This is a genomic window from Nocardia sp. 852002-20019_SCH5090214 (assembly GCF_001665865.1).
Lineage (GTDB): Bacteria > Actinomycetota > Actinomycetes > Mycobacteriales > Mycobacteriaceae > Nocardia > Nocardia nova.
The window spans coordinates 81978-104830 of sequence record NZ_LZMK01000021.1 but is presented as its reverse complement, the minus strand read 5'-3'; the positions used below and the strand labels follow the sequence as shown (position 1 = coordinate 104830).

At 67.3% G+C, this 22853-nt stretch carries 21 protein-coding genes and 1 pseudogene; 12 read left to right on the top strand and 10 right to left on the bottom strand.

Translation table 11 applies throughout. From position 1 onward, the window contains the following. Positions 1-163: 163 nt before the first annotated feature. Positions 164-1387, top strand: coding sequence for an oxygenase MpaB family protein (locus tag A5780_RS02425; RefSeq protein ID WP_064907603.1), 1224 nt, complete (start codon positions 164-166; stop codon positions 1385-1387). A gap of 23 nt (positions 1388-1410) precedes the next feature. Here the strand turns inward: A5780_RS02425 and A5780_RS02420 are convergent, their stop codons facing one another. Next, the gene (locus A5780_RS02420; RefSeq protein ID WP_063012421.1) at positions 1411-2637 is read right to left on the bottom strand and encodes a cytochrome P450; all 1227 of its coding nucleotides are present in this window, start codon (positions 2635-2637) and stop codon (positions 1411-1413) included. A 44-nt stretch (positions 2638-2681) separates the two neighbouring features. Beyond that, complete coding sequence (locus tag A5780_RS02415; RefSeq protein ID WP_231982799.1) at positions 2682-3419, bottom strand: hypothetical protein; 738 nt, start codon at positions 3417-3419, stop codon at positions 2682-2684. A gap of 162 nt (positions 3420-3581) precedes the next feature. On the opposite strand from A5780_RS02415, the gene A5780_RS02410 reads away from it, so the two are divergent. After that, positions 3582-6869 carry a BTAD domain-containing putative transcriptional regulator gene (locus A5780_RS02410; RefSeq protein WP_197521649.1) on the top strand — a complete coding sequence of 1096 codons (3288 nt, stop codon included), beginning with the start codon at positions 3582-3584 and terminating at the stop codon, positions 6867-6869. Here A5780_RS02410 and A5780_RS02405 read toward each other — a convergent pair. The 4 genes from A5780_RS02405 to A5780_RS02385 form a co-directional block, all read right to left on the bottom strand. Next, positions 6853-7620, bottom strand: a complete 768-nt coding sequence (locus A5780_RS02405; protein WP_063026675.1) for an ABC transporter permease — start codon at positions 7618-7620, stop codon at positions 6853-6855. The genes A5780_RS02410 and A5780_RS02405 overlap by 17 nt on opposite strands. Continuing rightward, positions 7617-8561: an ATP-binding cassette domain-containing protein gene (locus A5780_RS02400; protein ID WP_064907602.1), complete on the bottom strand. Its 945-nt coding sequence runs from the start codon at positions 8559-8561 to the stop codon at positions 7617-7619. The genes A5780_RS02405 and A5780_RS02400 overlap by 4 nt, the downstream gene beginning before the upstream one ends. 86 nt (positions 8562-8647) lie before the next feature. Continuing rightward, the gene (locus A5780_RS02395) at positions 8648-9661 is read right to left on the bottom strand and encodes an alcohol dehydrogenase catalytic domain-containing protein (RefSeq protein ID WP_063012430.1); all 1014 of its coding nucleotides are present in this window, start codon (positions 9659-9661) and stop codon (positions 8648-8650) included. 798 nt (positions 9662-10459) lie between these two features. Beyond that, positions 10460-11419 carry a YafY family protein gene (locus A5780_RS02385; protein WP_064907627.1) on the bottom strand — a complete coding sequence of 320 codons (960 nt, stop codon included), beginning with the start codon at positions 11417-11419 and terminating at the stop codon, positions 10460-10462. A gap of 61 nt (positions 11420-11480) precedes the next feature. Here A5780_RS02385 and A5780_RS02380 point away from each other — a divergent pair, with 61 nt between their 5' ends. The 6 genes and pseudogenes from A5780_RS02380 to A5780_RS02355 all read left to right on the top strand — a co-directional run bounded on the left by A5780_RS02380 (position 11481) and on the right by A5780_RS02355 (position 15096). Beyond that, positions 11481-12632, top strand: a complete 1152-nt coding sequence (locus A5780_RS02380; RefSeq protein WP_156769346.1) for an epoxide hydrolase family protein — start codon at positions 11481-11483, stop codon at positions 12630-12632. 109 nt (positions 12633-12741) lie between these two features. Beyond that, a complete protein-coding gene (locus A5780_RS02375; protein WP_064907600.1) occupies positions 12742-13635 on the top strand; it encodes an NADP-dependent oxidoreductase in 894 nt (297 codons plus the stop codon). A 132-nt stretch (positions 13636-13767) separates the two neighbouring features. Further along, positions 13768-14022: pseudogene (locus A5780_RS41680) on the top strand (class I SAM-dependent methyltransferase); the annotation flags it as partial. Between the two features lie 74 nt (positions 14023-14096). Further along, a complete protein-coding gene (locus tag A5780_RS02365; protein ID WP_064907598.1) occupies positions 14097-14354 on the top strand; it encodes a type II toxin-antitoxin system Phd/YefM family antitoxin in 258 nt (85 codons plus the stop codon). After that, positions 14347-14616 (top strand): Txe/YoeB family addiction module toxin, encoded by a 270-nt coding sequence (locus A5780_RS02360; RefSeq protein WP_063012445.1) that lies wholly within the window; start codon positions 14347-14349, stop codon positions 14614-14616. The genes A5780_RS02365 and A5780_RS02360 overlap by 8 nt, the downstream gene beginning before the upstream one ends. 63 nt (positions 14617-14679) lie before the next feature. Further along, complete coding sequence (locus tag A5780_RS02355) at positions 14680-15096, top strand: nuclear transport factor 2 family protein (protein WP_197516721.1); 417 nt, start codon at positions 14680-14682, stop codon at positions 15094-15096. Positions 15097-15107: 11 nt separating this feature from the next. Here the strand turns inward: A5780_RS02355 and A5780_RS02350 are convergent, their stop codons facing one another. From A5780_RS02350 to A5780_RS02340, 3 genes are all read right to left on the bottom strand, one after another. Next, positions 15108-16049 (bottom strand): sigma-70 family RNA polymerase sigma factor, encoded by a 942-nt coding sequence (locus A5780_RS02350; RefSeq protein ID WP_064905540.1) that lies wholly within the window; start codon positions 16047-16049, stop codon positions 15108-15110. A gap of 10 nt (positions 16050-16059) precedes the next feature. Then, positions 16060-17250 (bottom strand): NAD(P)/FAD-dependent oxidoreductase, encoded by a 1191-nt coding sequence (locus tag A5780_RS02345; RefSeq protein ID WP_064907597.1) that lies wholly within the window; start codon positions 17248-17250, stop codon positions 16060-16062. Positions 17251-17448: 198 nt separating this feature from the next. Beyond that, positions 17449-17787 carry a hypothetical protein gene (locus A5780_RS02340; RefSeq protein ID WP_064907596.1) on the bottom strand — a complete coding sequence of 113 codons (339 nt, stop codon included), beginning with the start codon at positions 17785-17787 and terminating at the stop codon, positions 17449-17451. A 233-nt stretch (positions 17788-18020) separates the two neighbouring features. Between A5780_RS02340 and A5780_RS39735 the strand changes: the two genes are divergently transcribed. Both A5780_RS39735 and A5780_RS02335 read left to right on the top strand, forming a co-directional pair. Then, a complete protein-coding gene (locus A5780_RS39735; RefSeq protein WP_146098637.1) occupies positions 18021-18221 on the top strand; it encodes a hypothetical protein in 201 nt (66 codons plus the stop codon). Positions 18222-18539: 318 nt separating this feature from the next. Next, on the top strand, positions 18540-20240 hold the full coding sequence (locus tag A5780_RS02335) for a pentapeptide repeat-containing protein (RefSeq protein WP_064907595.1): 1701 nt from the start codon (positions 18540-18542) through the stop codon (positions 20238-20240). A gap of 62 nt (positions 20241-20302) precedes the next feature. Here A5780_RS02335 and A5780_RS02330 read toward each other — a convergent pair whose 3' ends face one another. Continuing rightward, a complete protein-coding gene (locus A5780_RS02330; RefSeq protein ID WP_064907594.1) occupies positions 20303-21205 on the bottom strand; it encodes a LysR family transcriptional regulator in 903 nt (300 codons plus the stop codon). A gap of 150 nt (positions 21206-21355) precedes the next feature. Here A5780_RS02330 and A5780_RS02325 point away from each other — a divergent pair, with 150 nt between their 5' ends. Together A5780_RS02325 and A5780_RS02320 are read left to right on the top strand one after the other, a co-directional pair. After that, complete coding sequence (locus A5780_RS02325) at positions 21356-21667, top strand: EthD family reductase (RefSeq protein WP_064907593.1); 312 nt, start codon at positions 21356-21358, stop codon at positions 21665-21667. 259 nt (positions 21668-21926) lie between these two features. Continuing rightward, the gene (locus A5780_RS02320) at positions 21927-22688 is read left to right on the top strand and encodes a hypothetical protein (protein WP_064907592.1); all 762 of its coding nucleotides are present in this window, start codon (positions 21927-21929) and stop codon (positions 22686-22688) included. The last annotated feature ends 165 nt before the right edge of the window (positions 22689-22853 follow it).

The window sequence follows — 22853 nt, the reverse complement described above, 5'->3', positions numbered from 1 at the left end:
CGACGAATGGTAAGCAGCATCATCCACCGGAATCGGACGGCGTACAAAAGGAACATCGACCGAGACTCACGGCGGACTGCGGGTCGCCGCTTTTGGTAGGCGGTCTTGCCAAAAGTCGATTTCTGGTAGAGGATCTTGCCAGATCTTCGACGAGGAGGACATCGTGACGCCGACCGTTCCGCTCCGGCACCCGAGCTCACCCCGGCCCGTCCCCGGGCCCGGTCTCGGCACGCTCGCACGGATGCTCGGGCTCGGCGCACCGGGCCCGGCCGAATTTCGCGAACTGGGCGAGGCACTGTCCGTCGGCGACCGGCCGATGGACAAGCTCGTGGACTGGATGTATCGCGAGGGCATGGCCACGACCCGGCCGCTGTTCGACCGCGCCCTGCGGGAGGGCATCGCCGCGGTACCGGATGCCCCGGCGCCCCTGCGCGAATTCTTCGAATACGTCGAAGCGGTACCCGAGTGGGTGAATCGGCGAAAGATCCGCCACGCGGAGCGCGTCTCCTGCCTGGGCGGCCGCGACGGGATCTACGTCGCCCGCGACATGTCGTTCCTGGGCGGATACCTGGCCTCCGGTTTCAACAAGACCCTGCTGCGCACCGGCGCCCTGGAAAAGGGCCCGGCCAAGCGATTCGCCGAGACCACGCAGTGGGCGATGGATGTCACCGCGACCGGCGGAATGGCGCCGGGCGGCAACGGTTTTCGCTCGACCGTGCACGTCCGGCTGATCCACTCGCTGGTGCGGCGCCACGTGGCCGCCATGCCGGACTGGCGGGCCGAGGAGTGGGGACTGCCGATCAATCAGACCGATATGGCCGCCACACTGGTCGGCGCGCTGATCGCCCCGATGATCGGCGCCATCGGCATGGGCGTCGTCATCACGCCCCGCGACGCGGAGGCCATGGCCCACCTGGCCCGCTACGTCGGCTGGGTGATGGGTGTCGAGGAACGCTTCCTGCCCAACGACTTTCGCGACAGCGTCCGCATTCTCTACCACACGATGACCGCCATCACGAACCCGGACGACACCTCCCGCCAACTCGCGATCCCGATGCGTGACGAACCGCTCGGCTGGCACTACGACCGGCTGCCGGGACTGCGGCGGCGGATCGCCCGGTCCCAGCACCTGTCGATCGCGATGATGTATCTGGGCCCGTCCGCCATGAAGCGACTCGGCCTGCCCAGTCGCACCCTGCCCTGGTATCCCGTGCTGCGCATACCCGTCAACCTCGCGCGGTCGGCGCGGGCCCCGCTGATCCCGGGCCAGTTCGAGCGCGTCGTCGCCGAAGGCCGGGCCGCGCAACTGGCCTTCATCCGCACCCTCGCCGGACCCGATGCGGCTGTGATCGGCGGATCGGCCGAGCACATCACCCCGGCCGCCTGAACCGCCGCGCCCGACCGCTCCGGCTACTCCGCGACATCCGTCCACGTGACCGGAAGTTCGTGCACCCCATAGATATTCATATCGGTCCGCAACCTCACCGCATCGGCCGGGACGGCGAGGGCCAGGGTCGGGAAGCGGCGTAGCAGGCCGGCGAATCCGGCGCGCATTTCGATCCGTGCCAGTTGCTGACCGAGGCACAGGTGCATGCCGTGGCCGAAGGACAGGTGGCCGCGGGCCGTGCGATGCACGTCGAGAGTGTCGGGGTCGTCGAAGCGGCGCGGGTCGCGGTTGGCGGCCAGCAGCGAGACGACGACGGTCGAGCCCTTGCCGATGGTTTCACCGCCCAGTTCGATGTCGTCGGTGGCGTAGCGGTAGAAGATGTCGGCGACGCAGAGATAGCGCATCAGTTCCTCGACCGCATCGGGAACCAGCGCCGGATCCGCACGCAGTTCGGCCGCCTGCTCCGGATGCTCGAGCAGCGCGAATGTGCCGAGCCCCAACATATTCGCGGTGGTCTCGTGCCCCGCCAGCAGGAGCAGGAAGGCGATGCCGGTCAGCTCCTCGACGGTGAGGTCGTCGTGGCGGGCCAGGTCGGACAGGATGTCCTCACCCGGTTCGGCGCGCTTGCGGACGACCAGTTCGGCCAGATAGGACGTCAGCGCGCCGTAGGCCGCCATCTTCTCCTCGAGCGCCTGGTCCTTGACGAGGAACTTGGCCGAGTTGACCTGAAAGGTGTCGCGGTCCTCGTAGGGAACGCCGAGCAGTTCGCAGATCACCAGCGAGGGCACCGGCAGCGCGAACTCCGCCACCAGGTCGACCGGCGGGGTCAGCCGGGCCATCGCCTCCAGTTGCCGCTCGACGACGTCCACGATGTGGTCTTCGAGCTGCTTCATCCGTTTGACGGTGAAGGCGCCGACGAGCTTGCGCCGCAACCGGGTATGGTCCGGCGCATCCATCGCGATGAAGACGCCCGGGATCTGCGGCGACGGCTCGGTGGCGACCGGCATGCCCGGAATCTCGTACGGCACATGCAGAACGCCGATGTCCTGGCGCGAGCTGAAGCGCGGGTCGGCCAGCAGGCTGCGCACCTCGTCGTATCCGGTGACCAGCCAGCCCTCGTGTCCGTCGGGGAAGATCATCGGGCCGACGGGGTGAGCATCACGCAAGCGGGTGATCTCGCGGGGCGGATCGAAGGGGCCCGCATCGCGTTCCATGGGCAGGCCGTGCGGGACGGGAACCGTTCGGGTCATGGCGTATTCCTCTCGGGAGACGGATCGGCGGATATCGAGGGGAACTAGGCGGCGGACGCGTGCTGGATGACGACGTTGCCGAGGGCGCTGCGCGCATACACCCGCACGGTGTGCTCGTCGTCCTGCGCGCCGTCGACCGGCCCGAGCTGGTTGTGCACGGCGCCGCTCGCCACCGTGGTCTCCAGCCGCGCCGCGCTACCCGGACGGATACCGACCTCCAGATCGCCCACCGAGGTCTCCAGCCGCAGCACACCGCGGGTGGCCTCGCCGATCCGGATATTGCCCTGGGCGGTCTTCGCTGTCACCGAACCGAGCGGACGCTCGACGACGATGTCCCCGGCCGACACCTCCAGCACGCAGTCGCCGAGTTCGCCGGCGCCGAGGATTCGGCCCACACCGGCGGTGCCCCGGAAAGCGGAACCGGTCGGCACCTCGACGGTCACCTCGATCGACGGGTTGCCGCCGAAGGGAGTGTAGGTTCGCCAGTCCTTCGGCGTCGTCACGGTGAGGGCGCCGTCGGCGAAATCGACCCGCGTCTGCTCGGCGGCGCGCACGTCGGCCTTCTTGGCCGCGTCGGCGGGACGGACCGCGACGACGGTGTCGGTGCGGTCGGAGGCGATGACAGTGACGGTGCCGGACAGCACCTCGACGGCGACGGCGATCGGTTCCGGGGTCTGGAAGGTAGGCATGGTGTTCTCCTGGGCTCTGCTGGGAATCGGGCGGCGGGATCGGGGGACCCGGCCGGTGAACCGGTCCGCGGCGCGGATCGCTGTGCTGTTCACGAGAACTACTGTCGCCAACCCGGCTGATATCGGGCTGATGCCGGGCTGACATGCCCGCTGACATACTGTTTCCGCTGGTCACGCGGGTCGATTCCGGTCTCTCCGGTGTTCTTGTCAGCCGTGGACCGGGCGATCTCACACGGGCCGGCCGACCACGGCAGAATGATCCGGGTGCGAATCGGGATGCTTGGAACGCTCGACATCCGGGCAGATGACGGTGCAGTGATCGAGGTACCGGGCGCCCGGTTGCGGGCGCTGTTGATCGCCCTCGCACTCGAACCCGGCCGCGCGGTCCCCAAAGCGACGCTGGTCGACTGGATCTGGGGTGAGCAACCGCCCGCCGACGCGGCAAATGCGTTGCAGGCGTTGGTTTCCCGGCTGCGCCGGGTGCTGCCGGACGGTTCGCTCGACGGGCAGGCGGGCGGCTACCGGCTGGCGGTGGATCCGAACGCGGTCGACGCGTTGCGGTTCGAACGGCTCCTCGATCAGGCGCGTGGCGGCGACGTCGTCCGGCAGACGCACCTGCTGCGCGAGGCCCTCGTGCTGTGGCGCGGGGCGCCGATGCAGGACATCGATATGCGCGACAGTGCGGCGGTCGAGGCGGTGGTCACCCGCTTCGAGGGGCTGCAGCTGGCAGCGCTGGAAGACCTGTACGAAGCGGAGATTCGCCTCGGGCGCGGACCGGAACTGGTCGCCGAACTCACGGAGTTGGTGGCCCGGCATCCGGTCCGGGAACGACTGGTCGCCGCGTTGATGCGGGCCCTGGCCGCGGCGGGCCGCGGCGCCGAGGCCCTGCTCGTCTACCAGCGGGCCCGCGAAGCACTCGCCGACACCCTGGGTGTGGATCCCGCACCGGAACTGTCCGATCTACACGTGGCCCTGCTGCGCGGCGAAGCGGGACCGCGAGACAGCGAACGCAAGACCAACCTGCGGGCCGAATTGACCAGCTACGTCGGCACATACACCGACATCGCCGCCGTGCGCGAACTCATCGCGAACCACCGGCTCACCACCTTGACCGGTCCGGGCGGCTCGGGGAAGACCAGGCTGGCGCTGGAAACCGCACGCACCCTGCTCGACGATCTGCCGGACGGGGCCTGGCTGGTGGAACTGGCGTCCGTCGGCGCCGGCGGTGACGTGGCGCAGTCGGCGCTGGCCGCATTCGGGCTGCGCGACGCACTGCTCGGCGGCGCACCGGATGCGGAACCGGTCGACCGGCTCGTCGCGGCGATCCGCGACCGCGAGACGCTGCTGATCCTGGACAATTGTGAGCACGTGATCGACGCCGCGGCGGCCTTCGCCCACCGGGTGCTCGGAGAATGCCGGGGCCTGCGGATTCTCGCCACGAGCCGTGAACCGCTCGGCATCACGGGCGAGGCGCTGTGGCAGGTGGCGCCGCTGGCGCTGCCGGACGAGGACGCCGGACCGGCCGAGATCGAATCCTCCCCCGCCGTGCAGTTGCTGCGCGACCGGGCCGGCGCGGTCCGGACCGATCTGGATATGACGAATCCCGCCACCCTGTCGACCATCGCGCGCGTCTGCCGTGCCCTCGACGGCATACCGCTGGCCATCGAGCTCGCCGCGGCCCGGCTGCGCACCATGTCCCTGGACCAGCTCGCCGACCGCCTCGACGATCGGTTCCGCCTGCTCACCGGCGGCAGCCGCACCGCCATCCCGCAGCACCGTACGTTGCGCGCGGTGGTCGATTGGAGCTGGGAACTGCTCACCGACGCGGAGCGGACGGTGCTGCGCAGGCTGGCGGTCTTCGCGGGCGGTGCGAGTCTCGAAGCGGCCGAGCAGATCTGCGCCATCTCAGACGCACCGGGGGAAGTCGAGCAGTGGGAGGTGCTCGACTTGCTGACGGCACTGACCGAGAAGTCGCTGCTGCTCAACACGGCCGACAGCGAACCCCGCTACCGGATGCTCGAAACGATCAGACAGTACGCATACGACCGCCTGGTCGCGGCCGGCGAATCGGAACGCGTTCGCCGGCACCATCTTTCGTACTTCACGACCCTCGCCGACACCGCGGAGCCGCATCTGCGCCGCGCCGAGCAGCTGGAGTGGCTCGCCAGGCTCGAGGCCGAACACGACAATATCGCGGCCGCCCTGCGCGGCGCGCTCGCCGACGACGACACGGCGGGCGCGCTGCGGCTCGCGGCGGCCGCCGGCTGGTACTGGTGGCTCGGCGGGCACAAAGCCGAGGGGATGGAACTGATCACCGCCGCGGCGCGAATCGGCGGGCACGAAGGCGGCAGCGAAGCATCACCACGCAGTGCCCTCGAGAGTGCCGCCGATACAACCGCACGAATCGGCGGGCACGAAGGCGGCAGCGAAGATTCACCACGCAGTGCCGGCGCCGCGGCGGAGACCGGCGACGACGAATTCCGGGCCAGGGTCTACGGCCTGATCGTGCATTTCATGAGTTCCGGCCCGAACGACGAGCACCAGGTCGCCGAATGGGTCCACAAGGCCTACCACCTCGGCCGGAACAGCGAATCCGACTATCCGCTTCTGGCATTCATCGGCGCCCTGCAACGCATGTTGCGCGGCGGAGACGAGTTCCTGACCGCCTTCGAACCGTTGCTCACCCACGACGATCCGTGGGTGCGTGCGCTGTCCCGGTTACAGGTGGGTAAGGCGCGGATCGCCCTCGGCTTCCCCGGCCGGGAGGCGGACGAGCATCTCGAGACGGCACTGGCAGAATTCCGCGCGCTCGGCGAGCGCTGGGGAATGTCGTTCGCCCTGACCGAGCTGGCGAACAGGATCGCCATGCGCGGCGAATTCGCCACCGCCTGCGCACATCTCGACGAGGCCATCGCGGTCGTCACCGAGGTCGGCGCCATCGAGGACGTCTTCCTGATCCGCGCGCGCCAGGCTCAATTGTATTGGCTGTTGGGCGATGCGGAGGCGAGCGCCGACGCCATGACCGAGGCGCAGCGGTACGCGGACCGGTCCGCCTGGCCGAACGCTCTGGCCGAATTCGCCTTCACCAAGGCAGAACTGGCCCGCTGGCAAGGCGATACGGAACAAGCCCGCCGGCAGATCGAGATCGCGACTTCCATGCAGGGCGGCGACACCGACCGGAACTACGTCGACGCCTTGACTAACCATCAACTCGGTTGTCTCACAACAGATTTGGATGTCGCACGCCCACTGCACGCCGCCGCGTTGCGAGCCTCGGCCGGCGCCGGCTACGCACCGCTCACCGCCTTGATACTGGTGGGAATCGCGGATCTGGCGTCGCGGGCCGGACAGGACGAACAGGCGGTCCGGTTGCTGGCGGCCAGTGCCGCGGTTCGCGGACTGGTCGACCGATCCCAGCCGGATGTGGAGCGGATCGAGCAGACAGCACGACGTCGCCTCGATGACCAGCGGTTCACCGAGGCGACGACGGAAGGGACACAAGCGAATTGGGAAGAATTGGCGGCGGCTACGCTCGCTTGTTGAACGTGGCACGCGACCAGAAGAATCCGACCACGGCGAATCCGGCGCACCAGGCGAGCGCGGCGGCGGTGTAGCCGCCGGACGGGTGTCCTTCGAGAAATCCGCGCAGTGATTCGATGATCGGCGTGAACGGCTGGTACTGCGCGAACTGCCGGATGCCCTGGCCCATCTTGTCGGCCGGCACGATCGCGCTGCTCACGAAGGGCAGCATGATCAGCGGCACCACGCTCATACCGGCGGATTCCGGCGTCTTCGCGGCCATTCCCAGCGCGACGGTGAGCCACGACGCCGCGAACGAGGTCGCGACCATGATGCCGATGGCGGCCAGCCAGTCCGTCGCACTCGCCGGCGGGCGGAAGCCCAGCGCGAAGGCCACACCGATGACGGCCGCGATGGCCACCAGGTTGGTCAGCATGGTCGCCGCCACGTGACCGATCAGGATCGCGCTGCGGGAGACGTCCATGACCTTGAACCGGTTGATGATGCCCTTCGCCATGTCGGAGCTCACCGACACCGCGGTGCCGGACAGTCCGTAGCTGATGGCCAGCAGGATCAAACCCGGTGTGGCGTAATCGATGTAGTGGCCGCCGACATCGAAGGCATTGCCGAAGACGTAGACGAAGATCAGCATCATCACGACCGGCATCAGTGCCGCGTTGAAGATGGTGACGGGAGTGCGGGCGATGTGGGTGAAGTTGCGGCCCAACATCATCGACGCATCGGACAGGGGTGCGGGCAGGGTGATCGTACTCATCGCGGGGAAACCTCCGTGGTCGCGTGACCGGTCAGGGAAAGGAAAACGTCGTCGAGATCGGGGGTGTGGACGGTGACCTCCTCGGCCTCGACCGAGGATTCGGCGATCCGATCCAGCAGGTGGCGCAGCGATTTCGTGCCGCCGTTGCCGGGCACGCGCAGGGTCAGTGCGCTGTCGTCGCGGGTGGCGCCGGGCAGGCTGTGCGCCGCCGCGTCCAGTTCCTCGGGTTGTGCGAACCGGAGCTGGATGTGGCTGCCGGGCACCAGGCGCTTGAGGTCGTCGGGGGTGCCTTCGGCGACGAGGCGGCCCTGGTCGAGTACCGCGATCCGGTCGGCCAGCTGATCGGCTTCCTCGAGATACTGGGTGGTGAGGAAGATCGTCACACCCTCGGATGTCAACTCCCGCACGATGTCCCACATGGTGCGCCGGCTGCGCGGATCCAGGCCGGTCGTCGGCTCGTCGAGGAACACGATCTGCGGTTTGGTGACCAACGTCATCGCCAGATCCAGCTTCCGGCGCATACCGCCGGAGTAGGTCGCCGCCCGCTTACCCGCGGACTCCACCAGATCGAACCGCTCCAGCAGTTCGGCCACCACCCGCTTGCCGGCATCCCCGCGCAGGCGATGCAGCCCCGCCATCAGCCGCAGGTTCTCCTCTCCCGTCAGCAGATCGTCGACCGCCGCGAACTGCCCGGTCACCCCGATCGCCGCCCGCACGGCCTTGCCCTCGGTGGCCAGGTCGTGTCCCGCGATCCGAGCCGTTCCCCCGTCGGCCTTCGCCAACGTGGTCAACACGTTCACGGTCGTCGTCTTCCCGGCCCCGTTGGGGCCGAGCAGCGAGAAGATCGTCCCGGCCTCGATGGTCAGGTCGATCCCGTCGAGGATCGTCTTGTCCCCGTACGCCTTCCGCAACCCGGAGGCGGCAATTGCTGTGCTGTTCATGGGGACAACTGTGCGGTGGCCGGCTGATACGCCCCTGACGTCGGCCTGACACGATCGCTGATATGGAGTTTGCGCTGGTCACCGCATTACATCGTGAGGACCATGCGGTAGCGGGCGCGGCCCTGCTCCATATCGGCGTAGGCCTGCGCCGCCTGCTCGAGCGGTAGTTCCTGAATGCGCGCGCGGACACCCGATCGCACCGCGAACTCCATCGTTTCCTCGACATCGCGCGCGGTGCCGGACGGATGGCCGATGACGCGCAGGCCGGGGACGATCAGCTGCATCGGGCTGATGGGCAGCGGATCGGCCGTGACGCCGATGGTGATCAGTTCACCGCGCGGCTGCAGCCCGCCGACCGTATCGGCCATGGCGGCGGAATTGCCCGCCGTCGCGAGGACGACCGCCGCGCCCCCGAGTTCCCGCAATGCCTCGCCGACCTCGACCGCGGTCGAGTCGATGTAGTGGTGGGCGCCCAGCGCGCGGGCGTCCTCGGCCTTGCCCGCACCGCGCGCTATCGCGATCGTTTCGAAGCCCATCGCACGCGCGAATTGAACGCCCAGGTGTCCGAGTCCGCCGATGCCGAGGATCGCGACGCGGTCGCCGGGCCGTGCCCTGCTCTCACGCAGGGCGTGGAAGGTGGTGACGCCGGCACACCCCATCGGCGCTGCCTCGCTGAACGACAACTCGTCGGGGATGCGGGCCGGCGCGTTGGCCGGGACCGTCACCGACTCGGCATATCCGCCGGGGTAGTGCCAACTGGGAACCCGCAGATTCACGCAATGAATGAAATCTCCCTGCCGGCAGGGAATGCACTCGCCGCAGTGCCCGCCGAACCAGCCCACCGCGACGCGGTCGCCGAGCGCGTAGTTGTCCACACCGTCGCCGAGTTCGGCGATGGTGCCCGCGATCTCGTGTCCCAGGGTGAGCGGCCAGGACATGCCGGGAAATCCGCCACCGGCGAACGCCCGATCCGTGCCGCAGACACCACACGCCGAGACCCGGATCCGCACATGGTCGCGGGGCGGCGCGGTGGTGTCGACCTCCACCACTTTCAACGCGTCACCGGCGGATCGGATGTGCACAGCCTGATGAGTGGACATCGGGAATCATCCTCACTTTCCTCGAAACGGTGATCAATGACAACGGCGCTCCTCGGCCAGTATCGCTGTTCACAACCGGTGGTTGCTCCACCGTTCGGGGTGAATCCGACGTCTTCCGGTGGTGTGTCCGCCGTCAGCCGATGTCCTCGGCCGAGCCGACGACGGTGCCCTCCGGACCGCGGACGAAGCGGTGTTCGTACTGCTCCCCGACGTCCGGCCTCGCGTAGAAATTATCGGTCGGAAAAGAGCGAACTCTCTGGGTTTCACCCTCGATTCGTTGGGTATGCCAAGCTGCCTGCAGTGGAAGATCCAAACCTTCGGACATGAGTAGCCTCCGCGAATTCGAAAATACGAATTTTATCCAATAAAAACCGCTGCTAGCTGGTCAGATACGTCATTTATGCACCGACGTGACAGCGTCGTCATAGCGGCGAACTCGAATATTGGACGCATGACCTAATTACCCGCTCCAGCGATCTGCAACTCATTTGATGTGATCCGAATCATTTTCACGAAACGCTGCTAACAGGTCGCGGAACCGGCCCGATAAACGCCATACAACTGAAAATCGTGTCGGAAAGAAATCATGTATCGACAACGACAGGAGAAGTCCTATGGACCTGTCCACCGCATTCAACCTCTTTCTCAGCTTGCTCGGCATCAACCTCGGCGCAGGCGGCCAACTCGGCGCCGGCACCGGGTCGTCCTGAGCGTCCTTGATCGAGCGAGGCCGGGCAGGGAGCCACTCGCCCTGCCCGGCCCGTTCTCTCCGGCTGAACGGTGCGAGTATCGCGGCCTCTATCCACCTGCCGCTCGGGTGAATCGGCTCGCGAGCGCCCTCAGGTGTTCCGCCAGTTCGGGGGGAGATTCGACCTCGAATTCCACATCGAGCATGCCGACCACCAGGGCCACCAAAGCGTAGGAGTCCGAACCCATTTCGAGTCGGCAGGTGTGCTCGTCGATGGGGGTGACCAGACCTTCGATGCGGCCGGCGAGCCGCTCGGCCGGGACATGGACGCGCATGACCGACCGGTACGGCCACATCGCGAAGCCCATGGTGCGGCGCAGGTAGGCCACCACATCGCCGTCGGGCGACGGCCGGTGCGCGAAGCGCGGGCCGTTGGGCGTCCGCAGCGACATGCGGTCGACGCGGAAGGTACGCCAGTCGGCCCGGTCGCGGTCCCAGCCGACGAGATACCACCGATGGCTCCAATGCGCGATGCGGTGCGGCTCGACGCTGCGCCGGGAGTCGTCACCGGTGTGGCTGCGATAGTCGAAACGCAGCGTCTCGGCGGCGCGGATGGCGGCGGATATGGCGGTGAGTTGGTCGGCGTCGACGGCGGGACCGGGGTCGTAGCGAGGCGGCATCGCGACCACCGCGCCACGCAGTGTGTCGACGCGGTGGCGCAACCGGGCCGGAAGTACCTGTTCCATCTTGGTGAGCGCGCGCAGCGAGGTCTCCTCGATGCCGGCGACAGTGCCGGTGGTGTTGGTCTGCAGTCCGATCGTGACGGCGACCGCCTCGTCGTCGTCGAGGAGCAGCGGCGGCAGTGACGCACCCGCGCCGAGTCGGTATCCGCCGACCGGTCCCAGCACGCCGTGCACCGGATATCCCAACTCGCGCAGCCGATCCACGTCGCGCCGGATGGTGCGGGTGGTGACGTCGAGTCGTTCGGCCAGTTCCGTTCCGGTCCAGTCGCGATGTGTCTGCAACAGCGACAGCAGCCGCAACAGCCGCGCCGGCGTGGTTTCGGGCATGAATCGATCATCGCGCATGTGTAGGACCGTTTCCGTCCTATACGGGACGGATGCTCTTCTCATGACCGATACGACGATCACCCCGTTCCGCATCGATATCCCGCAGGAAGACTTGGACGAACTGAATTTCCGGCTCGCCCGCACCCGTTGGACCGATGCCCTGCCCGGTGTCGGCTGGTCCTACGGCGTGGATCGCGACTACCTGATCGATCTGGCCGAGTACTGGCGCACCGGCTACGACTGGCGCGAACACGAGGCGAGGTTGAACAAAGTCCCGCAGTTCGTGACCGAAATCGACGGCCAGACAGTGCATTTCATGCATGTTCGCTCCCCCGAGCCCGACGCGACGCCGCTGATCGTCACGCACGGCTGGCCCAGCACGCCCGCCGACTTCCTCGACATCCTCGGACCGCTGACCGATCCACGCGCATACGGCGGGGATCCGTCCGACGCATTTCACGTGGTGGCGCCGTCGGTACCGGGATTCGGATTCTCCGGACCCACCCGCGAAACCGGTTGGGACGTACCGCGAGTCGCGCGCGCCTGGGCAACGCTGATGGCACGGCTCGGCTACGAAGACTACGGCGCCCAGGGCGGCGACTACGGCAGTCTCATCTCCCCGGCCCTGGGGCGGGTCGCACCGGACAAGGTGATCGGTGTGCATGTGAACGCGCTGGCCGACGCCGCGACCGCGAGCGGCTCCGGCCGGGAACTCGCCGACCTGTCGGAGGCGGATCGCGCGAAGGCGATCGCGAACCAGATGTGGTGGTACGGACACAACGGCTACGCGACCCAGATGGCCTTGCGGCCCCAGACCATCGCCTACGCCCTCAACGACTCACCCGTGGGCCAGCTCGCCTGGAATCTCGAATGGTTCGTCGATTGGGATCCGACTGCCACCGATCAATCGCCGATCGACCGCGACATGATCCTGACCGACGTCTCGACCTACTGGCTCACCGGCACCGCCGGCTCCGCGGCCCGCATCTACCGGGAGTCCGGGGCGTCGTGGGGCAGTAAACCCGAGCCCTCGGGCGTGCCCACCGGGGTCGCGAACTTCCGGGGCGATCGGGCCGTGCGGGGCCTGGCGGAGGCGGCCAACACGGTCGTGCGCTGGAAGGAATACCCCGCGGGCGGCCACTTCGCTTCGCTCCAGGCGCCGACGGAGCTTGTCACCGATATTCGCGAATTCTTCCGTTCGGTCGCCGGCTGAACCCACCGGAGTCGATTCCGCGGCGGCACGTAATCGCTTATCCCGCAGCGGAATCGGCCCCGGGTGCGACCGCCCACGCTCCCTCGATCATCGCGAAGATCTCAGCCGTATGAAGAAGGTGAGCTTCGCCGAGTTCGGCGGTCCGGAAGTCCTGCGACTCGTCGATGCTGAAGAGCCCCACGCGGATCCCGGGCAGATCCGCATCGCCGTGCGCGCGGCAGGCGTGAACCCCGTCGACTGGCGGATTCGCGAAGGCCAGTTCCAGCAGGCCCATCCCATCGAGTTGCCCGCCGGAGTGGGACAGGACGCGGCGGGCGCGGTGGACGAAATCGGCGAGGGCGTAACGGGTTTCGCGATCGGCGACCATGTCTTCGGCGAAGGTTCGAGCACCTACGCCGAGTTCGCGGTGCTGACCGCCTGGGCCCACATGCCCGACGGGCTGCCGTTCGACGAAGCGGCCGGCTACCCCTCGGTGGTCGAGACGGCACTGCGCGTCATCGACCAGGCGGGCGTGCGGCCCGGACAGACCCTGCTGGTCAGCGGCGCATCCGGCGGCGTCGGATCGGCCGTGCTCCAGATCGCCCGCGAGCGCGGCATCACGGTCATCGGCACGGCCGGGGCGGCCAACCAGGACTATCTCCGCAGCCTCGGCGCCGTCGCCACCACCTACGGCGAGGGCTGGGTCGAGCGCGTGCGCCGACTCGGGCGTATCGACGCGGCCCTCGATCTGGCCGGTTCGGGCGTCCTCCGCGAACTCGTCGAACTGACCGGGGACCCACGGCGGGTGATCACCATCGCCGACCTCGGCGCACCCGAGTTCGGCGTCCGATTCTCCGGCGTAGCGGGAAGTATGCCGGATGCGCTCGGCGAGGCCGCCGATCTCATCGCGCGCGGGAAGCTTCATATCCCGGTGGAAAAGTCGTACTCGCTCGCCGAGGCGGCCGCGGCACACATCGACAGCCGGGCCGGCCACGCTCGCGGGCGCCGGGTCATCTCCGTATGAGCGTTCGAGAATCTCAGCGGCTCGGACGATCGGCGGGCGTATCGTGGCGTGACCACGGGAATCGTTCCCCGACAACGCAATAGCTCACATCCGTACCGGTGACAGCGAGCTACGGTGCAGACAAGGGAGACCATGACTTCCAGGCACGACGGAGACATCTGGGATCCGGCGACGGGCGTCGGTTCGACCGCCACCATGGCTGCGGCGGCCCGGGCGATTGCGACGCGCGCGGATCCGGAGCTCATCGACGATCCGTTCGCCGCACCGCTCGTCCGGGCGGTCGGCATCGACCTGCTCACCCGGCTCGCGACCGGCGAGACGCCGCCCGGCGACTTGGTCGAACAGGTATGGATCAGCGCCGGCCTGCCCGACACCGCGAGGACCCGCTCGCCGGCGATCGTTGCGTCACCCACCGCGTCGTCTTGTACGATATCTTGTACAAGATAGACGAAGGGGCCGCCATGACCGCATTACCGATCTCCACCGTGCGCCAACAGCTGTTTTCTCTGGTACAGCAGGTCAACGACGACCACGACACGGTCACCGTCGTGACGAAGAGCGGCGAAAACGCGGTTCTGGTCGCGGAATCGGATTGGAATTCCATTCAGGAGACGCTCTACGTACTCGCGACCCACGGCGGGGTTCGCTTGCTGGAGTCGGCGCTCGAAGCGCAACGAGGCGAGATCGAAGCGCGAGAGTTGCTGGACCCGGATGCCTGACCGGAAGCTGGTCTTCACATCCTACGGCTGGGAAACCTACTCGTCGTGGCTCACTCGGGATCGAACGGTTTTGCGGGCGGCGAACAAACTGATCACCGCAGTCCTCGCCGACCCTTTCCGAGGTATCGGAAAACCCGAGCCACTCAAACACCAGCTCGCCGGAAACTGGTCGAGGCGAATAACCCGGGAACATCGCTTGATCTACTACGTGACCGAGACCGAGATCGTCATCATCGGTGTGGGCGGACATTACGACGATTGATCGCCCATCACGACGTCGAATTCTCGCCAGCACGGCAAGGCCGCGAACACCAAGATCGTGGGCATGACGGCGGATGTGATGACCACCTTGCGAGCGTTCTACGCGGCCGAAGCGGCCTATCTCACGGAGGGGGCCGAGTTCGGGGAGATGGCTCGGCATCTGGCATCCGATGTCGTCATGTACCAGGCATCGAGCCTGCCCTACGGGGGCGAATGGCGCGGACACGACGGCTTCCGGCAGTTCATCGCCGCAATGGGCGACAGCTGGGACGGACTATGGTTCGACGACCAGCAGTTTCTCAGCGACGGCGACCGAGTCGTCGTCTACAGCCGGGGGCGCTTGCGGGCGCGCCGCACGGGACGCGAACTCGAAACCTCACTGCTGCAATGGATCAGCTTTCGAGACGGTCTCATCACCGAGTTTCGGCCGTACTATCACGACACCTCGGCGGTCCTGGCGGTGCTGGACGAGCAGGTGTAGGCCGCTCGTAGTCACCACGATTCGATCAGCGGGACATCGTGTTCCTGCCGCTGCCATTCCTCGGTGAGGCGGCCGAGTCGCTGCCGGGCGGCGATACCGCGCACGCCCGCGATCTTGTCGTCGCGGACCTCCAGGATCAGCACACCCACAACGCGATCGTCGAGCGTGGCGAGCATGGCCGGACAGGCGTTGACCACAGCGGCATGGATGGCGGGCGAGCCGCCGGCGAGTTTGCGCTTCGCCGGAGTCGGTTTGAAGCCGGCCCGCACCGCACCGGCGATCCGCTGCGGCGTCGCGTACCGGATGAATTTCGCGGCCCATCCCAGACCGGCGCCGTCGGAGATGCCGGTCGCGTCGTCGGTCAGCAGTGCCACCAGCTGTTCGGTCCGGCCCGAGGAGGCGGCGGCGACGAACGCCTCGACGATCCGGCGCGCAGTTGCCCGGTCCGTTTCGGTGGTCGTGCCGGCGGCGGCGATTCGACGTCGCGCCCGGTGCAGATATTGCTGACTCGCGGATTCGGTGATGTCGAGGATTTCGGCCGTCTCGGCGTGGCTGTACGAAAAGGCTTCGCGCAGTACGTAAACGGCACGTTCGATCGGCGACAGTCGCTCCATGAGCATGAGCACCGCCAGGGTCACCGATTCGCGCTGCTCGACGGTATCGGCCGGGCCGAGCATCGGGTCGCCGTCGAGCAACGGTTCGGGCATCCAGGCGCCGACCGCGCGTTCGCGCCGCGTTGTCGCCGAACGGAGGCGGTCGAGCGCCAGATTGGTGACGACCTTGGTCAGCCACGCCTCGGGCACCTCGACGTACCCTCGGTCGGCGGCCTGCCACCGCAGGAACGCGTCCTGCACCGTGTCCTCGGCGTCGGCGGCCGAGCCGAGCAGACGGTAGGCCAGCGAGGCCAGCCGATTCCGACTGGCCTCGAAACTCGCCACGGTGGCGGTATCCATGAGCACGACTCTAGGCGGCGACCACCGGCGCCGAGTTCTCTCGGGTACCGGCCCAGCGGTACTTGTGACTCGGCTTCCCGAAGGTCGGATGGCTCAGACTCCACGCGGCGGTGTCGAGAATTTTCGACTTGACGACCGCGGCCGGCCGGCCACACAGGGCCCACGACTTCGCGTGCACGTCGCCGTCGACCAGCTGGAAGATCCCGTCCCTGCGACCGAGGCTGATGTGGTTGCCGACATACGACAGCGAGGTCGTCGGTATCTTGCGTCCGGTCCGGTCGCCGATGATCGCCGCGGTCGCCTGCATGCCGGTGAATCCGGCCGAAGCACAGGACATCGGCAACGGGCGGCCGTTCTCGCCGATGACGAAGACGCTGTCCCCGGCGACGTAGACGTCCGGATGCGAGACCGACCGCATCTGACGGTCGACGGTGATCTGACCGTTGGCGACCACCTCGAGACCACTGGCGGCAGCGATCGGGTGGACGGCGAAGCCCGCGGCCCACACCGTCGCGTCGGACGTGAAAACGGTGCCGTCGGTCGCGACCGCGGCGTCCTTCCCGACGCGCCCGATCGTTGTCTGCTCGTGAACCGTGATGCCGAATCGGTCGAAGGCGCGCAGCAGATGACCGCGGCCCTTCGCGCCCAGCCAGCCACCCAATTCACCACTGGTGACGAGGCCGACTCGAAGTCCCGGCCGTGATTCGGCCAGTTCGGTGGCGGCCTCGATTGCGGTCAGGTTACCGCCGACGACCAGCACTTTTCCGTCGTCGCCCAGCTCGTCGAGGCGGGCGCGCAGACGCAGGGCCGCCGGGCGCGCGGTCACGTGGAAGGCATGCTCGTGGACGCCGGGAACCCCTTGATCGGCGGCGGTACTGCCGAGCGCGTAGAGCAATGTGTCGTATTCGAGCCGATCGAGGCCGCAACCGTCGGCGACAGTGACGGTCCGGGCCTCGACGTCGACGGCGGTCACCCGTGCCACGCGCAACCGGATGCCCGTACCCGCGAATATCTCCGCCAGCGGCCGATGGCGCAGTTCCTGCCCGGCGGCGAGCTGATGCAGCCGCAACCGCTCGACGAAATCGGGTTCGGCATTGACGACGGTGATGTCGAAGTCGTCGGCGTGCAGTTGGCGGGCCAGGTATCCGGCGCAGAAGGTTCCGGCATATCCGGCCCCGAGAACGACGATGCGGTGCTTCATGATTCGCTCCTGTCTGGTTCGCGTGCTGCCTGAACGAGACAGCGCGCGAATTCCTGACAGGACCAGACAGTGATCTGCATCACTCTCCGTCGTCGCCGGGTGCGGGCATTTCACAGCGGCATTCGAAGTGGTCCCTTCGCGTGGCGAACTGGAGGCCGAGCACCGCCCGCAGCCGCCTGGCTACGGCGCGATCGTTGGTCAGTCCTTGCTCGCCGGTTCAACGGTCTTGCTGTCCCCGGCCGTCCGTTCCGCACGCTGCGCTTTGAGGTCGGCCTGCCACTTCTGGAAATCGGCCCGCATCGCATCGATCTGGCGTTCCAGGGCGTCCTGAGTGTCCGACCACCAACTCTGCGCGGCCTTCCGCAGGTCCGCGGCGGTCTTCTCGAACTCGTTTCCCTCGTTCTGAAGGGTCTCGCTCAGCTCCTCCCGCCGAGCCTGCAACGCGGTGCGACTCCGTTCCCGCGCGGCAGCGGACGACTCTTCGAACTGCTTCACCCGAGCGGCGAGATCCGTCAGCGATTCCGACAACGGCTTCATCTTCCTTGTCCTTTCGGATCGGTTCGACCCTCGACCGGGCCACCATTCGTCACTGTCGAGCGTGACGTCCCCGCCCGGCCCAACCAAGGGCAGAATGTCATCTGATATCCCGCGCTCGATACCGCTTCCGGTCCGGCCTGCATGCCGAAGCGCCCTCTCGGCGGCGAGCGCATGCTCCGGGCAGCACCGGGTATGCGCGAGACAAGAACAGTCGTCCGACGAGGAGTAATCCGATGTCAGGAGTTGCGGCCCACCTGGGACAGCGAATATCGGCAGCGGCACATTCGGCGTGGGCCATGGTCCACCACCCCCGCCGCGAACCGAACACCGATCTCGCCGCCGAACACCACTCGACCACGAGCGATCCCACCGGCGGCAAACAGCCCGGCGAACCCGAATCCTCGCCCCGCGGGCTCGGAGGCATGGACTTCTAGCGCCGCCGGCCCTCGGTGCTGAACAAATCGTGCAAACCGCCTCGCATTCGGCGGTTTTCGCGCATCAACGCGGAGGTTTGCACGAAAAGTTCGGGGCATGCCTGTTGTTGCGGTAGTCGCGAGTGAAGTAGTCGTCGAGGCTCTCGAGTCGCCACCGGTTGCCGTGAAAGGCTCCGGACGGGTCTGGTGAACGCCGACGGCGGAGGAGGTCTCGCGCTGTGCCCGTTTCCACGCTCGATGGCGCTTACTTTCGGTATCGAGCAGAATCGTGCAGTGACCAGGAGGGTGAGCGCGCCTCGCGCACAGGCACATTCGAGAATGACCGCGCTGCGGGCGGCGTCGACCAAGGAATCCCGCGCGGCATTCAGCCGCCGGACGGGACGAATACGACTGTTCCCCGCGGTCACCGCAGCGCTGCTCGCCGGACTGGCTGTGGCCTTCGCGGCCTACGGATTCCTCCGCTGGCTCACGCCCGTCGATGAAACCAAGCAAGCCGCCGAAATCGATATCACTCGTGTCGCATTGACCGTTGTCGCCGGTGTCGGCGGCGTAGTCGCCCTGGTCATCGCCTACCGGCGTCAACGCGATCTGGAACAGAGCCGATTTGTCGAACGCTTCGGCGCCGCAGCCGCCCAACTCGGCGCGACGGATGTCGCGGTCCGAATCGCCGGGGTCTACGCGATGGCCGGTGTCGCCGACGAATCCGACGGCCTGCGCCGCCAGCAATGCATCGACGTGCTGTGCGGATACCTCCGCTTGCCCTACAGCCCGGAGCTCGGCGCCAACCACCAGAGCAAACTGGTCGTCAAACAGCACCGCGCGACGGCGGACAACACCCGCGCCGACGACCGGGAGCACCACCACGAATATCGGCACAATGACCGAGAAGTTCGCGCAACCATCCTCCGCGTCATTACCGACCACCTTCGGCCCAAGGCCGCATACAGCTGGTCGACAGTCGATTTCGACTTTCGCACGGCCTATCTCGAGAACGCCGACTTCAGCCGTGCACAGTTGCTGGGTTCTGCGCGGTTGGGCGGCGCGACCTTCTCCGGCGACGCCCGGTTCGGTAGCGCCACCTTCGCCGGCAACGCCGAGTTCGACGACGTAACCTTCTCCGGCAATGCGTGGTTCGACAGCGTAACCTTCTCCGGCGACGCCCGATTCGGCAACGCAACCTTCTCCGGCAACGCCCGGTTCGACGGCGCGACCCTGTCCGGCGACGCCCGATTCGACGACGCGACCTTCGCCGACCACGCCGCGTTCGCCGGCGCGGACTTCTCCGCCGACGCCCGGTTCGGCGGCGCGACCTTCGCGGGCGCCGCAGGATTCGGCGAGACGACCTTTTCGGGCAACGCCCGGTTCGACGGCGCGACCTTCACCGGCAACGCCCACTTCGACGGCGCCACCTTCACCGGCAACGCCCGGTTCCGCAACGTAACCTTTTCCGGCAACGCCCGATTCGACGGCGCGACCTTTTCCGCGAATGCCCGGTTCGGCGACGCGACCTTCGTCGGCGACGCGGGATTCGGCGACGCCACCTTCGCCGGCAATACAGGATTCGACAGCGCGACTTTTTCCGGTGACGCCGAGTTCGGCGAGGCGACCTTCTCCGGCAGCGCCGAGTTCGGTGACGCAACCTTCGCCGGCAACACAGGGTTCGGCGGCGCCACCTTCGCAAGCGACGCCGGATTCGGCGGCGCCACCTTCACCGGAAACGCTCGATTCGACCGAGTGAATTTCGCCGGCAATACATGGTTCGGCAGCGCGACTTTCGCCGCCGAGGCCCGGTTCGATCGTGTGACCTTCGCCGGCAACGCCCGGTTCGATGAGGCAGACTTCGGTAGCGGCACCATCTCGTTCGACGAACCGAGACAGTGGGGACCTCCGACACCTACATTCGACTGGAGCCAGGACCACAGTCGGAAGCCAACCAATATCGAGCCTCAGAATTGGCCGCCCGCGGTGGCGGCACCAACTCTCTCGGCAGGCTCAGCAAGCCGCCACCAGCAGCAATAGATGGGTCTCACGCACCATCGATGACACGCGGCCGATGTCCGTCTCGCGTGACCTCCTGCGCGTCAGTCCGGCAGCCAGTGCAGCTCGTGTGCCAGGGTTTTGGCGACGGTGCGGACGCGGCGGTGTAGTGGTGACTGCACGCGCGGGAGGACCAGGTGGATTGTCAAGGTGGGCGCGCCCAGCAGCGGTCGCCACGTGAGACCGGCCGGTTGTGTCGTGACCGCTACTTCACCGGCCGGAGCGAGGGTGAGCCCGTCGCGTAGGTCGCGCTGAGAGATATCGAAAGAGACTGCGGGCGTGACGAATCGGGGGCTCGGCCGGGTGTCGCGGAACAGTGCGGCGAGCTGATCGTGGATCACGGGGTTGGCCGCACGGTCGGGAAGTCGCAGCGGATACGCGGCCGCGTCGGCGATCTCGATCTCCGGGTGTCCGGCCAGCGGATGATGCTGCGCCAGTTGGACCCCGACGCGCTCGCGCCGCAGCAGGAACCGGCGCACGCCATGGCCCGGCTGTTCACCGCGAGTGATCCCCGCATCGATGCGGCCGTCGGCGACCGCTGGGGAGATCTCCGGTGTCGCCATCGGGACCGCGCCGACGTCGAGTCCCGGGCTGCTGCGAATTAGCTTGTCCACCAGGGCCGGTGCCGTCTCGGCTCCCGTGCTGAGGCTGTATCCGATGCGCAGCGTGCCCAGTTCACCGGCCCCCGCATTCCGGGCGGTGTCCCATGCCCGATCCAGCGCCGCCAGCGCGGGTGGCGCGGACTCCGCCAAAGCCGCACCGGCCGTGGTCAATACGACGCTACGCGTGTTTCGAACCAGCAGGCTCGTACCGAGTTCCGCCTCCAATCGGCGCATCCGGGCACTGAGTGCGGGCTGCGCGATGCCGATCCGTGCGGCCGCGCGGGTGAAGTTCAATTCCTGCGCCAGCACCAGAAAGTACCGCAGGCTCACCGTATCCGGCGCCACATACCCTCCCTGCCGATTGATAACGATCCGTTCTGAGTCTATCCCCTTCCGGTCTTTCCCTCGACCATGCATCAAGCCCTAACCTGCGCATATGACGATTCAACCGACCGCGGTACCGGACACCGCAGCCACAGACACCGGGAGGCAGTCATGCACAAGTTGGTAGTCCTGTATCCCGAGCCCGCCGACCCCGACCACTTCCGCGACTACTACGTGACCAACCACCTTCCACTGGTCATGAAAATGCCCGGCCTGCTTGCCTGGCGCTACAGCTTCGACGTGGCGGCCCCGAACGGAGATTCGCCGTATTTCGCGGTCTTCGAAGCCGACTTCGCCGACGGCGACGCCGTGGCCGCGGCACGGGCATCACAGCCCGGCCGGCGGGCGGCCGCCGATGTCGTCAACTACGCCACCGGCGGTGCGGTCGTCATCGACTATCCGGTGCAGGACGGCACCATCTGAGGCAGGACCGCGTCCGGGTCGCGTTCGGCCGAGCGTTGCGTACTCGGGGCTCGACTCGCGTTCCGAAGCCGAATAACCTCTGCACGCAACCCACCGATCCGACCGATGCCGGCAGCGACCCAAGGCCGCCCCTCTGGCCGCATCACCCAGCTAGTGGACCCAAGTGCGCACCCATGCCGATTATCAAGTGGTGGTTGCCGAACGAACGTTGGTACCGTGCGGGTGATATCCCGGCGATCGTCGAGGTGGACCGCGACACGTGCACGACGCCGTCCACTCTCGGCTGCGCACTCGGCAGCAGATCGAGGAGGAGTGCGCGCATATGTCGATGGTGCGACGGTTCTGGATCGAATTCGACGTGCGGGACTGCCCTGGCCCATGGTTCGGAAAAGCTATCGGTGTGACCGGATTCGACGTACGGGACTGTTTGTCGATGGCGGCAGATCTGGTGACCGACGGACCGTTGCCACCCGTGCGTCGAATCACGGTCGACATCTCACTGGCCGCGCCGCTGCCGCTGAATCCTCGCCATCTCGGAGTCCCGGTGTGGCGCGGCGTGTGGTACCCGCCGGTGAACCTCGGAACTGGACCGATCCGCGCCATCGACAGCAAAGGCGTATCCGGCGACTACCCGACACCAGTTCCGCCATCCCGCCGCCGAACGCGGACCGAAGAGCCCCTGCGCTCCATGTGGTGGGACGAAATCCCGCATTTCGATGCCCTGTGGTGGCCGCTGATGGACGTTCACCGCGACGGCAGAATGCGATATCACGCCCCGCAGGTGCGTGATATGTGCGTCAGGGATCCGACCTACGGGGTGCAGGTGCGCGAAGCCCTGGACTACATGATCGTGCGACGCCCGACACCGCAGGAATGGTTCGACCCGACCGGGATCAGGTTCGCCGACGAGCGGGAACTAGGCGAGTATCTGCGAGCCTTCCGCGACTACGTGGCCGGAATCCGCCCGGAGCCGATCTACCTTCCCGCCGGCGAACAGCTTCCACGCGACGCCCCACCATGACCTCCCGACGACGAGTGAAACCCCTTGGGACACGTCCTGCGACAGCCGCTGGGCACGCGCCTGAACAATGCGGACGCGCCGCAGCTCGGGACATCCGGCAATGCCGCTTACCGCGCTGACCGAACCGGCCATCGCACAGCACCGGCGAAACGAGCAAGCCCCCAC

Excerpts from the sequence above, each read along its gene's own strand:
- A5780_RS02420 (WP_063012421.1), bottom strand. The coding sequence starts at position 2,637 with ATGACCCGAACGGTTCCCGTCCCGCACGGCCTGCCCATGGAACGCGAT.
- A5780_RS02410 (WP_197521649.1), top strand. The coding sequence starts at position 3,582 with ATGATCCGGGTGCGAATCGGGATGCTTGGAACGCTCGACATCCGGGCA.
- A5780_RS02405 (WP_063026675.1), bottom strand. The coding sequence starts at position 7,620 with ATGAGTACGATCACCCTGCCCGCACCCCTGTCCGATGCGTCGATGATG.
- A5780_RS02400 (WP_064907602.1), bottom strand. The coding sequence starts at position 8,561 with ATGAACAGCACAGCAATTGCCGCCTCCGGGTTGCGGAAGGCGTACGGG.
- A5780_RS02395 (WP_063012430.1), bottom strand. The coding sequence starts at position 9,661 with ATGTCCACTCATCAGGCTGTGCACATCCGATCCGCCGGTGACGCGTTG.
- A5780_RS02385 (WP_064907627.1), bottom strand. The coding sequence starts at position 11,419 with ATGCCCGAAACCACGCCGGCGCGGCTGTTGCGGCTGCTGTCGCTGTTG.
- A5780_RS02380 (WP_156769346.1), top strand. The coding sequence starts at position 11,481 with ATGACCGATACGACGATCACCCCGTTCCGCATCGATATCCCGCAGGAA.
- A5780_RS02375 (WP_064907600.1), top strand. The coding sequence starts at position 12,742 with ATGAAGAAGGTGAGCTTCGCCGAGTTCGGCGGTCCGGAAGTCCTGCGA.
- A5780_RS02365 (WP_064907598.1), top strand. The coding sequence starts at position 14,097 with ATGACCGCATTACCGATCTCCACCGTGCGCCAACAGCTGTTTTCTCTG.
- A5780_RS02360 (WP_063012445.1), top strand. The coding sequence starts at position 14,347 with ATGCCTGACCGGAAGCTGGTCTTCACATCCTACGGCTGGGAAACCTAC.
- A5780_RS02355 (WP_197516721.1), top strand. The coding sequence starts at position 14,680 with ATGACGGCGGATGTGATGACCACCTTGCGAGCGTTCTACGCGGCCGAA.
- A5780_RS02350 (WP_064905540.1), bottom strand. The coding sequence starts at position 16,049 with ATGGATACCGCCACCGTGGCGAGTTTCGAGGCCAGTCGGAATCGGCTG.
- A5780_RS02345 (WP_064907597.1), bottom strand. The coding sequence starts at position 17,250 with ATGAAGCACCGCATCGTCGTTCTCGGGGCCGGATATGCCGGAACCTTC.
- A5780_RS02340 (WP_064907596.1), bottom strand. The coding sequence starts at position 17,787 with ATGAAGCCGTTGTCGGAATCGCTGACGGATCTCGCCGCTCGGGTGAAG.
- A5780_RS39735 (WP_146098637.1), top strand. The coding sequence starts at position 18,021 with ATGTCAGGAGTTGCGGCCCACCTGGGACAGCGAATATCGGCAGCGGCA.
- A5780_RS02335 (WP_064907595.1), top strand. The coding sequence starts at position 18,540 with ATGACCGCGCTGCGGGCGGCGTCGACCAAGGAATCCCGCGCGGCATTC.
- A5780_RS02325 (WP_064907593.1), top strand. The coding sequence starts at position 21,356 with ATGCACAAGTTGGTAGTCCTGTATCCCGAGCCCGCCGACCCCGACCAC.